Source organism: Klebsiella sp. G-Nf4 (assembly GCF_002810615.1).
Lineage (GTDB): Bacteria > Pseudomonadota > Gammaproteobacteria > Enterobacterales > Enterobacteriaceae > Klebsiella > Klebsiella variicola.
This window is the reverse complement of sequence record NZ_PION01000006.1, coordinates 113,168-125,213: the sequence shown is the minus strand read 5'-3', so window position 1 is coordinate 125,213 and position 12,046 is coordinate 113,168. Positions and strand designations below refer to the sequence as shown.

14 protein-coding genes are annotated in these 12,046 nt (G+C 57.3%); 7 read left to right on the top strand and 7 right to left on the bottom strand.

The window, feature by feature from the left end; all coding sequences use genetic code 11:
* Window positions 1-104 precede the first annotated feature (104 nt).
* Complete coding sequence (locus tag CWM57_RS14010) at window positions 105-380, bottom strand: DUF1471 domain-containing protein (protein WP_061156018.1); 276 nt, start codon at window positions 378-380, stop codon at window positions 105-107.
* Window positions 381-722: 342 nt separating this feature from the next.
* Between CWM57_RS14010 and rpsF the strand changes: the two genes are divergently transcribed.
* Genes rpsF through rplI form a run of 4 tightly spaced genes read left to right on the top strand, consistent with a single transcriptional unit; the run spans window position 723 to window position 2,161 of the window.
* Window positions 723-1,118, top strand: a complete 396-nt coding sequence (rpsF, locus tag CWM57_RS14005; RefSeq protein ID WP_008807174.1) for a 30S ribosomal protein S6 — start codon at window positions 723-725, stop codon at window positions 1,116-1,118.
* Between the two features lie 5 nt (window positions 1,119-1,123).
* Window positions 1,124-1,438, top strand: coding sequence for a primosomal replication protein N (gene priB / locus CWM57_RS14000; RefSeq protein WP_002885722.1), 315 nt, complete (start codon window positions 1,124-1,126; stop codon window positions 1,436-1,438).
* A 4-nt stretch (window positions 1,439-1,442) separates the two neighbouring features.
* On the top strand, window positions 1,443-1,670 hold the full coding sequence (gene rpsR / locus CWM57_RS13995) for a 30S ribosomal protein S18 (protein ID WP_000135199.1): 228 nt from the start codon (window positions 1,443-1,445) through the stop codon (window positions 1,668-1,670).
* 41 nt (window positions 1,671-1,711) lie between these two features.
* Window positions 1,712-2,161 (top strand): 50S ribosomal protein L9, encoded by a 450-nt coding sequence (gene rplI, locus CWM57_RS13990; protein ID WP_008807173.1) that lies wholly within the window; start codon window positions 1,712-1,714, stop codon window positions 2,159-2,161.
* A gap of 111 nt (window positions 2,162-2,272) precedes the next feature.
* Here rplI and CWM57_RS13985 read toward each other — a convergent pair whose 3' ends face one another.
* Entirely contained in the window at window positions 2,273-2,944 is a 672-nt protein-coding gene (locus CWM57_RS13985) for a LysM-like peptidoglycan-binding domain-containing protein (RefSeq protein ID WP_022064856.1), read from the bottom strand.
* Window positions 2,945-3,162: 218 nt separating this feature from the next.
* Here CWM57_RS13985 and fklB point away from each other — a divergent pair, with 218 nt between their 5' ends.
* Complete coding sequence (gene fklB, locus CWM57_RS13980; RefSeq protein ID WP_002886687.1) at window positions 3,163-3,783, top strand: FKBP-type peptidyl-prolyl cis-trans isomerase; 621 nt, start codon at window positions 3,163-3,165, stop codon at window positions 3,781-3,783.
* Window positions 3,784-4,088: 305 nt separating this feature from the next.
* On the top strand, window positions 4,089-5,492 hold the full coding sequence (gene cycA / locus CWM57_RS13975) for a D-serine/D-alanine/glycine transporter (protein WP_023323511.1): 1,404 nt from the start codon (window positions 4,089-4,091) through the stop codon (window positions 5,490-5,492).
* A gap of 105 nt (window positions 5,493-5,597) precedes the next feature.
* On the opposite strand, the gene ytfE is transcribed toward cycA, so the two are convergent.
* From ytfE to CWM57_RS13955, 4 genes are all read right to left on the bottom strand, one after another.
* The gene (gene ytfE, locus CWM57_RS13970; protein ID WP_061156009.1) at window positions 5,598-6,260 is read right to left on the bottom strand and encodes an iron-sulfur cluster repair protein YtfE; all 663 of its coding nucleotides are present in this window, start codon (window positions 6,258-6,260) and stop codon (window positions 5,598-5,600) included.
* Window positions 6,261-6,342: 82 nt separating this feature from the next.
* Window positions 6,343-7,314, bottom strand: a complete 972-nt coding sequence (locus tag CWM57_RS13965; protein ID WP_165784211.1) for a DMT family transporter — start codon at window positions 7,312-7,314, stop codon at window positions 6,343-6,345.
* Between the two features lie 75 nt (window positions 7,315-7,389).
* Window positions 7,390-8,214 carry an AraC family transcriptional regulator gene (locus CWM57_RS13960; RefSeq protein ID WP_061156007.1) on the bottom strand — a complete coding sequence of 275 codons (825 nt, stop codon included), beginning with the start codon at window positions 8,212-8,214 and terminating at the stop codon, window positions 7,390-7,392.
* Window positions 8,215-8,291: 77 nt separating this feature from the next.
* Complete coding sequence (locus CWM57_RS13955; RefSeq protein WP_100631238.1) at window positions 8,292-9,140, bottom strand: SDR family oxidoreductase; 849 nt, start codon at window positions 9,138-9,140, stop codon at window positions 8,292-8,294.
* 90 nt (window positions 9,141-9,230) lie between these two features.
* Here CWM57_RS13955 and CWM57_RS13950 point away from each other — a divergent pair, with 90 nt between their 5' ends.
* A complete protein-coding gene (locus CWM57_RS13950; RefSeq protein ID WP_061156005.1) occupies window positions 9,231-9,602 on the top strand; it encodes a winged helix-turn-helix transcriptional regulator in 372 nt (123 codons plus the stop codon).
* Window positions 9,603-9,987: 385 nt separating this feature from the next.
* Here CWM57_RS13950 and cpdB read toward each other — a convergent pair whose 3' ends face one another.
* Window positions 9,988-11,931: a 2',3'-cyclic-nucleotide 2'-phosphodiesterase gene (gene cpdB / locus CWM57_RS13945; RefSeq protein WP_100676141.1), complete on the bottom strand. Its 1,944-nt coding sequence runs from the start codon at window positions 11,929-11,931 to the stop codon at window positions 9,988-9,990.
* Between the last annotated feature and the right edge of the window lie 115 nt (window positions 11,932-12,046).

Here is a 12,046-nt window from a genome sequence, read left to right as displayed (position 1 = left end):
TTGCGATGACGCTGATAAGTCGGTTTGTAAAATAATTCTCAATTGCGTTTAGGCGCAGGCCTTGCTTCGCCCCTCGCGAGGAGAGGCGAAGAATCGGGCAGGCGTTAGCGGTAAATCACCGCGCTGGCGCGAAGCGGGCCATTGGTTTCTGGTTCGTGCATCAGGATGGGCTGAAAGTATTTCGCCCCCTGCGCATCGCTCATCTGGCTAAGGGCCTGCTCGGCCTCGTGCTCAGTGGCCATATTATGATTGATATAGATAACGCCGAGGCTCTGCACGTCGTCCATGTTGCGGGCCTGTCGTTCGGTGATTTGGATAGCTGCCAGCGCGTTGGCGCTGAAGAAAAGCGCGGCCATCATGACGATGATTTTCAGTTTCATATACTACGCTCCTGACTGACAGTCCTGACGCTGACTCGGGGGATCTCCTGTGGGCATTGGGTTTCTGATTTAAGTGTAATCGCTGCGTGTCCGGCGCATGGCGACCTTTTCTGATGCAGTTGTTCAAAAAAATGCCGCTTCCGTTATTGGTTGATTTTAAATCACCCACTTAGCGCAACTTGGCGCTTAGTGCGAATTATTTGTGCAAATGCGCTTGTGTTCCTGGGGGGGCGCCATTAGAATGACGCGTCAATTTTTCAGCCGCCCTTTAACACGTTCCTTGCCTCCATGGGCCGCGGCTGACCCAGACAGGAGGCTGAATAATCCGTAAGGAGCAATTCGATGCGTCATTACGAAATCGTTTTTATGGTCCATCCTGACCAGAGCGAACAGGTTCCGGGCATGATCGAACGTTACACTGGTGCAATCACTGCAGCAGCAGGTACGATCCACCGTCTGGAAGACTGGGGCCGCCGTCAGCTGGCTTATCCGATCAACAAACTGCACAAAGCTCACTACGTTCTGCTGAACGTTGAAGCACCGCAGGAAGCGATCGATGAGCTGGAAACTAACTTCCGCTTCAACGACGCCGTTATCCGCAGCATGGTAATGCGTACTAAGCACGCTGTTACCGAAGCATCTCCGATGGTTAAAGCGAAAGACGAGCGCCGTGAGCGTCGCGAAGATTTCGCCAACGAAACCGCAGATGATTCTGAAGCTGGGGATTCTGAAGAGTAATCCTGATGACCAACCGTCTGGAGCTGTCCGGCATTATTTGCAGGACTCCACTTCGTAAGGTCAGCCCGTCAGGAATTCCTCACTGCCAGTTCGTGCTTGAGCATCGTTCAGTGCAGGAGGAAGCCGGTTTTCACCGGCAGGCATGGTGTCAAATGCCCGTTATTATTAGCGGTCACGAAAACCAGGCCATTACTCACAGTATAACGGTCGGTAGCGCAGTAACCGTTCGAGGGTTCATCTCTTGCCATAAGGCAAAGAACGGCTTGAGCAAAATGGTTCTGCATGCCGAGCAGATTGAATTGATAGATTCTGGAGACTAGCCATATGGCACGTTATTTCCGTCGTCGCAAGTTCTGCCGTTTCACCGCGGAAGGCGTTCAAGAGATCGACTATAAAGATATCGCTACGCTGAAAAACTACATCACCGAAAGCGGTAAGATTGTCCCGAGCCGTATCACCGGTACCCGTGCAAAATACCAGCGTCAGCTGGCTCGCGCTATCAAACGCGCTCGCTACCTGTCCCTGCTGCCGTACACTGATCGTCATCAGTAATCGGTCACGGTCCATTAATACGACTTTGAGAGGATAAGGTAATGCAAGTTATTCTGCTTGATAAAGTAGCAAACCTGGGTAGCCTGGGTGATCAGGTTAACGTTAAAGCGGGCTATGCTCGTAACTTCCTGGTCCCGCAGGGTAAAGCTGTTCCTGCTACCAAGAAAAACGTTGAATTCTTCGAAGCACGTCGCGCTGAACTGGAAGCCAAACTGGCTGACGTTCTGTCAGCTGCTGAAGCTCGTGCTGCGCAGATCAACGCCCTGGAATCCGTAACCATCGCGTCTAAAGCTGGCGACGAAGGTAAACTGTTCGGTTCCATCGGTACTCGCGACATCGCTGACGCTGTTACTGCAGCAGGCGTTAAAGTTGCTAAGAGCGAAGTTCGCCTGCCGAACGGCGTTCTGCGTAACGTTGGCGAGCACGAAGTGGACTTCCAGGTTCACAGCGAAGTATTCGCTAAAGTTATCATCAACGTGGTTGCTGAGTAATCGGCCTCTGACGTTCTGGTAACAACAAATCGCCGGCCTTGTGCCGGCGTTTTGCTTTTTAACGCCTTTCATTTTGTTGCGGCGGCGTAACGCTTGCTGTCGTCTTCTCCGCTATCGCGCACGCACAAAGCTGCCGTTCGACTGGCGGGTAAACAACACCTGCTGGCCGTTGCCGGTATCGATAGTGAGGCCGGTGACTACGCCGTTGGCGTTCTGCCGAATTTGTACCGTCTGTCCACTCTGCAACGTGCTTAATGGTTTGCCAGCGCCTTCAACCTGCGCCATCGCGTAGACGTCGGTGGCCGGCAGCCCATGATCGCGGAACAGCTGGGCCAGGGTTTTGCCTGACTCGATGCGATAGGTCCGCCACTGCTGCTCAATGCCCGGTGCGGACTGCTGCTGCGAGGATTGATACGGTTGGGAAGCAGGCTGCTGCGTCTGCGCCTGATCTGGCTGCTCGTCCTGAATCGGCTCCGGGGCGACGGGCGCCATCTGATCGGCATCGCTCACGGTCGGCGTATTGGTGATCGGCGGGAGCGGAACGGCCTGATTGCCGCCAGCTTGCGGCTGGGACTGCGACTGAAGATTCAGGTTCGCTTCGCGGCTGTTTGTCGCCGGGCTTTGGCTATCGTCGGAAGGAAGAAGGATACCGATAATGACCAACAGGAAGCCTGCGATGATACCCCGGCGGTGCATCGGGGGCAGCGGGTCCAGGAGGCGAAAATGATCCGGGGCGTGCCAGATCTTCGCCAGGGTAGATGTCAGTTCAAAGCGCCCGGGCATGGCTTTCCTCCTGCTCCGCATATTTTTATCCTGCATATGAGTATAGATGGCTAACGTCCTGATGACCGGAACAAAGTAAAGTTAACCTGCTGCCACCTATTGTTTCTGTTTCGCTGAGATTTGTCATCATCCGCCGACAAAGTTTTACCCATTTCGCTATGGCTGTTATGCTTTCGCACGCTTTTCTCTTGATGTTTATCACCCAAAAAGGAACAAAGATGGCAACCCCAACTTTTGACACTATCGAAGCGCAGGCAAGTTACGGTATCGGCTTGCAGGTTGGACAACAGCTGAGCGAATCCGGCCTGCAGGGGCTGCTGCCGGAAGCGCTGGTGGCGGGTATCGCTGATGCGCTGGAAGGTAACCAGCCGCAGGTGCCGGTAGAAGCCGTTCACCGCGCGCTGCGTGAAATCCACGAGCGTGCTGACGCCGTACGCCGCGAACGTTTCCAGGCTATGGCCGCCGACGGCCAGAAATACCTCGATGAAAACCGCGAGAAAGAGGGTGTGAACAGTACCGAATCTGGTCTGCAGTTCCGCGTACTGACCCAGGGCGAAGGCCCGATCCCGGCACGTACCGACCGCGTACGCGTGCACTACACCGGCAAACTGATCGACGGCACCGTCTTCGACAGCTCCGTCGCCCGTGGTGAGCCTGCTGAATTCCCGGTGACCGGCGTGATTGGCGGCTGGATTGAAGCGCTGACCCTGATGCCGGTCGGTTCTAAATGGGAACTGACGATCCCGCACAACCTGGCCTACGGCGAACGCGGCGCTGGCGCGTCGATTCCTCCGTTCAGCACCCTGATCTTCGAAGTTGAACTGCTGGATATTATCTAAACAGCAGAGGCTTCCTCTTCCTCTGAGGTGGGGGAAGCCGCAAAAATAGCGTAAAATCCTTAAGTTAAAAATTAATTAGAATTATGTTTTGCATTCATCGCATATGGGTGTATTTTTGTGAGCTATTTCGCGGTAGATGAGTGATATAACACTCACTTTAAACATAAAATTAACATTATATCTAAATCATAGTATTCATCCCTCCGATTCTTACCTAATATCGACTAGCCCTTGCTGGGGTTAATGACAGACGACGGGCCATCAGAGCCTGAACAACACAGACAGGTACAACAGGAAGAAATCACATGGTAGATCAGGTTAAAGTCGCTGCTATTGAGCAGGAGCCGACTGAACAATCGCTACGGCGAAATCTCACAAACCGACATATTCAGCTGATTGCGATTGGCGGGGCGATCGGCACTGGGTTATTTATGGGTTCTGGCAAAACTATCAGTCTTGCCGGCCCATCTATTATTTTTGTTTATATGATTATCGGTTTTATGCTGTTTTTCGTTATGCGAGCCATGGGCGAATTACTGCTGTCGAACCTCGAATATAAATCCTTCAGCGATTTTGCGGCCGATCTGCTGGGGCCGTGGGCGGGCTACTTTACCGGCTGGACCTATTGGTTCTGTTGGGTCGTCACCGGAATGGCGGACGTAGTGGCGATCACCGCCTACGCGCAGTTCTGGTTTCCCGGACTCTCCGACTGGGTTGCGTCGCTGGCGGTGATCCTGCTGCTGCTGGGCCTGAACCTTGCTACCGTCAAAATGTTTGGCGAAATGGAGTTCTGGTTCGCGATGATCAAAATCGTCGCCATCGTGGCGCTGATCGTCGTCGGCCTGGTGATGGTCATGATGCATTTCAAATCGCCGACCGGCGTCGAAGCCTCTTTCGCCCATCTGTGGAATGACGGCGGTTGGTTCCCGAAAGGGCTGAGCGGCTTCTTTGCTGGCTTCCAGATAGCGGTGTTCGCCTTCGTGGGGATTGAGCTGGTCGGTACCACCGCCGCCGAAACCAAAGACCCGGAGAAATCCCTGCCGCGGGCAATTAATTCTATTCCGCTGCGTATCATTATGTTCTACGTCTTCGCGCTGATTGTGATTATGTCGGTGACGCCGTGGAGCTCCGTGGTGCCGAGCAAGAGCCCGTTCGTCGAGCTGTTCGTGCTGGTCGGCCTGCCGGCGGCGGCGAGCCTGATTAACTTCGTGGTGCTGACTTCCGCAGCCTCCTCGGCCAACAGCGGCGTGTTCTCTACCAGCCGTATGTTGTTCGGTCTGGCGCAGGATGGTCAGGCGCCGAAGATGTTCGCCAAGCTGTCGAAGCGTGCGGTGCCGGCGAAGGGTTTAACCTTCTCCTGCATGTGCCTGCTGGGCGGTGTGGTCATGCTGATGGTCAACCCGAGCGTGATTGCTGCATTCACCATGATCACCACGGTGTCGGCGATCCTGTTTATGTTCGTCTGGACGATTATCCTCTGCTCTTATCTGGTCTACCGTAAACAGCGCCCGCAGCTGCACGAGAAGTCCAAATATAAGATGCCGCTGGGCAAATTCATGTGCTGGGTGTGTATGGCCTTCTTCGTCTTCGTACTGGTGCTGTTGACCCTGGAAGATGATACCCGTGAAGCGCTGATGGTCACCCCGCTGTGGTTTGTTCTGCTGGGCGCGGGCTGGCTGTTTGCCGGCAAAAAACGTCTGGCGAAATAAAAGAAAATGTTAACGTTGCTTGCAACGGCCCGTCATAAAAAAGGCCACCCGGAGTGGCCAAAGTAAGACGGACAATGTCGAGGGCGCCTGCGGGCGCCTTTTTCTTTATTTTCCGGCGAGGGCGCGCGGGAACAGCACGTTATTTTCCAGACTGATGTGCTCCATCAAATCGTCAATCATCTCGTTGATACCGTTATACATCGCCTTCCAGGTGGTGCACGCTTCCGGCGGCGGCGTCACGTTATGGGTGATGTGCTTAATGACTTCCAGCAGTTCACCCGCTTCATCGTGCTCACTTTCCATTACGCTGATCGGCCCCCCGGCCTGGGCGCCCATCCCCTGTTTGATCATCGGGAACAGGATCTGCTCCTCTTTCATCATGTGGCTGGAGAGTTCCTGATGCAGCATGGTCAGGTATTTGGTCAGTCCTTTCGGCACGTTTGGTTTATCGGCATGCACACGTTCAACCTTCGTCGCCTGCAGAATCAGCTCCGGCAGCTGTTCGCGGTGCCGGTCGTGATAGCGAACGATGATATGGTCGATGATCTCCGCGAGAGGTGCTGCGCGCCAGTCGCGGGAGAGAGGCTGCTCGGCCAGTTTCGCCAGCTCGGCTTCAATCACCGCGACATCCAGCGCTTTGCGCGATGCAGCGCGCGCCAGCGTCTGTTTGCCACCGCAGCAGTAATCCATATCGTATTGACGGAACAGGGCGGAGGCGCGCGGGATGGTCAGCGCCAGCTCGCCTAAAGGTTGGTCACGGAAAGCCATAGCAGTTACCTCGTCATCAGGAATATAAGATGTATTTTAAATGCATCTTTGTGGCGAGGGAATACCCCTTAAGGAGGCCTGGCTACTTTTTTTCGTCCGTCAGCGGCTGCAACATCGGTTTTTCCGGTCTGGCGCGTACGGCGGAGACCACGCCGAGCACCAGCAGCAGGATCCCACTCAGGGTTAACAGCGGCGGTAAACTTTGCCGCAGCAGAAAGGTATACAGGAGCCCGGCCAGGGTTTCGAAGACGATCAGCGGCCCGAGGATCACCGTCGGCAGCCGCTGGCTGGCAATATTCCAGCACAGCGCGCCGACCCATGAGCAGAGCACTGCGATGGCCAGCATCAGCGTAATAAACACCGTCGGGCGCGGGCCGAAGGGCAGGGGAAACCCGGCCTGCTGACCGTGCAGCCAGGCGCAGGCGGCGAGATAGCCGACCAGCGAAACCGGAAGCGTGACCAGTGCCTGAGCGGTAGCCCACATCATCGGCGGCTGATGCGGATTTTCCCGCAACCAGCGGGCGTTGCGCAGGGCATACCAGGCCCAGCAGGCCACCGATCCCAGCGCCAGCGCGATGCCGGAGCCGTAGCGCCACGGGCTAAAATCAGGCAGCCCCTGGCGCAGTTCTGCGACGTTAACGCAGATCAGGCCCACGGCGATGCAGACCAGCGCCGGAAACAGGCGCCGCCACGGCAGCTTTCCGTCGCGCTGGCTGTAGAGCAGATTGGCGAAGACCGGCAAGACCACCGGCAGCGTGCCGATAATCATGGTGGAGACCGGCGCCCCGGTGCGCTGAATGGCGCTGGCCAGGCAGGCGTAATAGATAAGATTTCCCATCATCGTCAGGCCCAGCGCAGTCCACCAGTCGTTGCGGCTCAGCTGGCGCAAACGCGCGCGCCCGAGCCACGCCAGCGGCAGGGCGATCAGGCCCAGCGCCAGATAGCGCCCCATCGACTGCAGCGTCGCCGGATATTCTGGCACCAGCAAAGGCCCGACAAAGATTAATCCCCACATCAGCCCCGCCAGCAGGGCGTACAACACACCACTAATCATCATTGCATCCGTTGTCATCACCGTTGTCTGCAGTGTAGAAGGGGGCCGGGCAGGAATATTGTATGAGATTGCGCATTAGCGCCTGGCGACCTGCTTCTGATAGCGCACCGGCGTAATACCGTAACGCAGGGTGAAGGCGCGGGTCAGGTGGGACTGGTCGGTGAGGCCGACGGCTATCGCCACTTCGGCGGCGGGCATACCGTGGGTGAGAAATGCCTTGGCGCGCCACAGACGGATGGCCATCAGCATCTGATGGGGCGTCACGTGATAGTGGGCTTTAAACTGGCGCTGAAAGTGGTACGGGCTAAGCGCCGCCACCTGCGCCAGCTCGTCGAGGGTGATGGCGCGCATATAGTTATCGTGCAGGTAGTCGCGTACGCGGTCGAAGCGATGCCCGGCCTCACCCTGCGCAGAGGCATGGTGGGCCAGAGGGCGGAAGGCGTCGATGAGGTCGAGCAGCAGTCCCTGCTGGGCCAGCGGATCGTCGCTATGCCACAGGCCATAAATCAGCTGGCCAATCTGTCGGGAACGTAGAGGATCCTCGCGGACCACCTCGCTGAACCACCAGTCGCGCACCCCGGTGATGGCTTCCAGACGGTCCGGCTCCAGATAAATCATCCGGTAGCGCCAGCCATCGGCGGTTTCCGCTTCGCCGGTGTGCAGCTCGTCGGGATTCATGGTGACAATGGCGTTTGCAGCGGCGATATGCTGGCTGCCGCGGTAGCGAAAGCGCTCAGCGCCTTGCTCAATCACGCCGATGCCGAAGGCTTCGTGGGTATGGGGTTCAAAGGCGTAGCGGGAGATATGGGCGTGGTAGAGCTCCACCCCGGGCAGCTGTTCGAGATGGCGAAAGCGCGCGCGATCTTTTTCATCACTAAATTGGGGTGGTACGCCCTGCATGCCTGCCTCCCGACGGTTATCCCTTCAATATGAGAGAGGAACCGCCGGGACGCAACCGCAAAAGCTGACAGGGGCGGTTACAGAATGCCTTTCACGCTTTCGGCAAGGGAGGTGGTCGGACGGCCGATCAGCGTACTCAGGGTGCGGCTGTCGTCAAACAGCCCGCCTTTCGACGCGCCGACGTCGGAATCCGCCAGCATATCCGCCAGACCCGCCGGCAGACCAACGCTTTTCAGCGCGGCGGCGAAATCAGCTTCGCTGAGGTTCTGGTAGACCACGTTTTTCCCGCTTTGCTTGCTCAGCTCGGTAGCCAGCTCGCTCAGCGTCCAGGCGTTATCACCCGCCAGTTCGTAAATTTTCCCTTCATGGCCTTCACCGGCGATGACGCGGGCGGCAGCGGCGGCATAATCCGCGCGGGTGGCGGAGGCAATTTTACCCTCGCCAGCGGCGCCGATAAACACGCCATGCTCCAGCGCCGGCGGCGCGCTGGCCAAATAGTTTTCGGTATACCAGCCATTGCGCAGCAGGGCGTAAGCGATACCAGAGTCGGCCAGCATCTGCTCGGTTTCAATGTGTTCACCGGCCAGGCCCAGCGGCGAGGTGTCGGCGTGCAGCAGGCTGGTGTAGGCGATAAATTTCACCCCAGCGGCTTTGGCGGCGTTGATGACGTTGCGATGCTGAACGGCGCGCTGACCGACTTCGCTGGAGGAGATTAACAGCAGTTTATCCACGCCCTGCAGCGCGGCAGTTAGCGCCGCTTCATCGCCGTACTCGGCCTGGCGGACGACAACGCCCTGCTGGCTGAGCGCCTGGGCTTTTGCCGGGTTGCGGACAATCGCCACAATCTGGCTGGCAGGAACGGTTTTTAACAGGTCTTGCAGAACGTAGTGGCCAAGCTGGCCGGTGGCACCGGTAAGGGCGATCATGGGTCTTCTCCTTCGTGTTTATTGGCAGTTGTGGTAACCTAACACCTTAACTAACTTTTAGTAAGTACGTACAAAAAGGTAAGTGTGAAAATGGCCGAACCGACGCTGAGCGAGAAACTGCGCAACGGCAACCTGTTTGCGGAACAGTGCCCGTCGCGCGATGTGCTTAAACATGTCACCAGTCGCTGGGGCGTGTTGATTCTGGTGGCGCTGCGCGAGGGGACCCATCGCTTCAGCGATCTGCGCCGCAAAATGGGTGGGGTCAGCGAAAAGATGCTGGCGCAGTCGCTGCAGTCGCTGGAACAGGATGGTTTTATCGACCGCGTCTCTTATCCGGTGGTACCGCCACACGTTGAATATAGCCTGACGCCGCTCGGCCTGCAGGTGAGCGAGAAAGTGGCGGCGCTGGCGGACTGGATCGAGAGCAATCTGCCTGCGGTGCTGGCTAACCACGGGGAGTGAAAAAGTATCACTCCCTGTAGCCCCGCCACTGGGGGGATATTCCCGGATAGCGGCTGGCGCCTTATCCGGGCTACCCGTCAGCTCCGGTTTGTAGCCCCGGTAAGCGCAGCGCCACCGGGGAGATGTATCCGGATAGCGGCTGGCGCCTTATCCGGGCTACCCGTCGGCTCCGGTTTGTAGCCCCGGTAAGCGCAGCGCCACCGGGGAGATGTACCCGGATAGCGGCTGGCGCCTTATCCGGGCCACCCGTCAGTTCCGGTTTGTAGCCCCGGTAAGCGCAGCGCCACCGGTGGATATTCCCGGATAGCGGCTGGCGCCTTATCCGGGCCACCCGTCAGCTCCGGTTTGTAGCCCCGGTAAGCGCAGCGCCACCGGGGAACAGGCATTACTTGCTCAAATCCAGCTGATAAATGGCGAAGCCGATATCATCGGTGGCCACCTGGCGCATTGGATACTGTGCTTTCTCTTTGATAAACGCCGCGGCTTTGTCGCCTGGCGAGGTCTCAAAACGAATATCCAGCGGCGTGTTGCTGTGGATCGGCGCCAGACGCCAGTTGTTATCCGCCGCCGGATGGATCGCGCCATCCTTTTTCGATTGCGCGCCTATCCACGCCGCCAGCACTGAACGGTTTTCATCCGGTGAGGCAAAGGCGATATGACTCTCACCGGTGCCGGCGAATTTGCCGCCGTAAGCGCGATAGTTATTGGTCGCGACCAGGAAAGTGGCCTGCGGATCGACCGGTTTACCGTTGAAGGTCAGGTGCTTAATACGCTCTGAGTGCGGGTGAATCATCTGACATTCGCCGTCGTAGCGGGCCGGCTGGGTGACGTCAATCTGGTAGTCCACCCCGTCAATCACGTCGAAGTTATAGGTGCGGAAGCCGTCCCAGTTGATCAGCGACTGGGGCTTGCTGCTGGCGGGATCGATCTGGTTAAACTGTCCGGCGGAGCATTCCAGCCACTCCTTGACCTCTTTCCCGCTGACCTTCATCACCACCAGGGTGTTGGGGTAGAGATAGAGGTCGGCGGCATTGCGGAAGGTGAGCTGGCCTTTCTCCACTTCGACAAAGCTCGCCGGATCGTTTTTACGCCCGCCGACTTTAAACGGCGCGGCGGCAGAGAGCACCGGCAGATTCGCCAGGTCCGGATCGCCCTGAATGTAGTGTTCGACGTAGGCCTTTTGCGCCATGTTGACCACCTGCACCGTTGGGTCGTCCTGCACCAGCGCCAGGTAGCTGTACATGTTGTCGGCGGACTTGCCGATAGGCTTACTGACGAATTCGCGGGTGGCGTCATGATCGGCTTTCAGCACCGCCGCCAGCTTGCCATCTTCCGCCGCCAGCGATTTCTTCGCCACCGCGTCATAGATTGGCCGCGCTTCCGCTTTACTCTGAGTGACCTGCCATTTGCCGCTGTCGTTGTTCAGCACCAGATCGACGACCCCGAGATGGTCGCCCCACATCCCTGGCATCACTGCCGGTACGCCGTTCAGCGTCCCTTTGGCGATATCCGCGCCTTTAATCGTGGCGAAGTCTTTGCCTGGGAACACCGCGTGGGCGTGGCCGAACATAATGGCGTCAACGCCGGGCACCTGGCTTAAGTAGTAGACCGAGTTCTCGGCCATCGCCTGATACGGGTCGGCGGAGAGGCCGGAGTGCGCGACCACCACCACCACGTCAGCGCCTTTCGACCGCATCTCCGGGATGTATTTGCGCGCGGTTTCGGTAATATCGTTGACCTTCACCTTGCCGCTAAGATTGGCTTTATCCCAGGTCATGATCTGCGGTGGCACAAAGCCGATATAGCCGATGCGCAGGGTGTGGGATTGACCGTCGCTGTCCACGACCCGGGTATCCTGAATCAGGTACGGGGTGAACATCGGTTTGCCGGTTTTGGCATCGATGATATTGGCGTTCACGTAGGGGAATTTCGCCCCGGCCAGCGCCTTGTGCAGGAAGTCGAGACCGTAGTTGAATTCATGGTTGCCCAGGTTGCCGACGGCGTAATTCAGGGTGTTCATCGCCTTATACACCGGATGCACATCACCCTCTTTGAGTCCTTTTGCCGCCATATAGTCGCCCAGTGGACTACCCTGAATAACATCGCCGTTATCCACCAGCACGCTATTTTTCGCTTCTGCCCGCGCCTGTTCGATCAGGCTGGCGGTGCGCACCAGACCGAATTTCTCCGTGGCGGCATCTTTGTAATAGTCAAAGTCCATCATATTGCTGTGCAGATCGGTGGTTTCCATGATCCGCAGGTCGACCGTCGCGGCGTTGACGCTGGCGGCGATCAGCGTGGCCAGGAGCGTTGCGCTAAACTTAATCATCAGAGGCGTCCTTTTTTATGAGCGATAGCACAGAAGAAAATGTATTTATATTCTGTTGCTTACAGAAATGTGAATCTTGCCAGAAAAGCGGGCAGAGAAACCGCCATCGTTATCA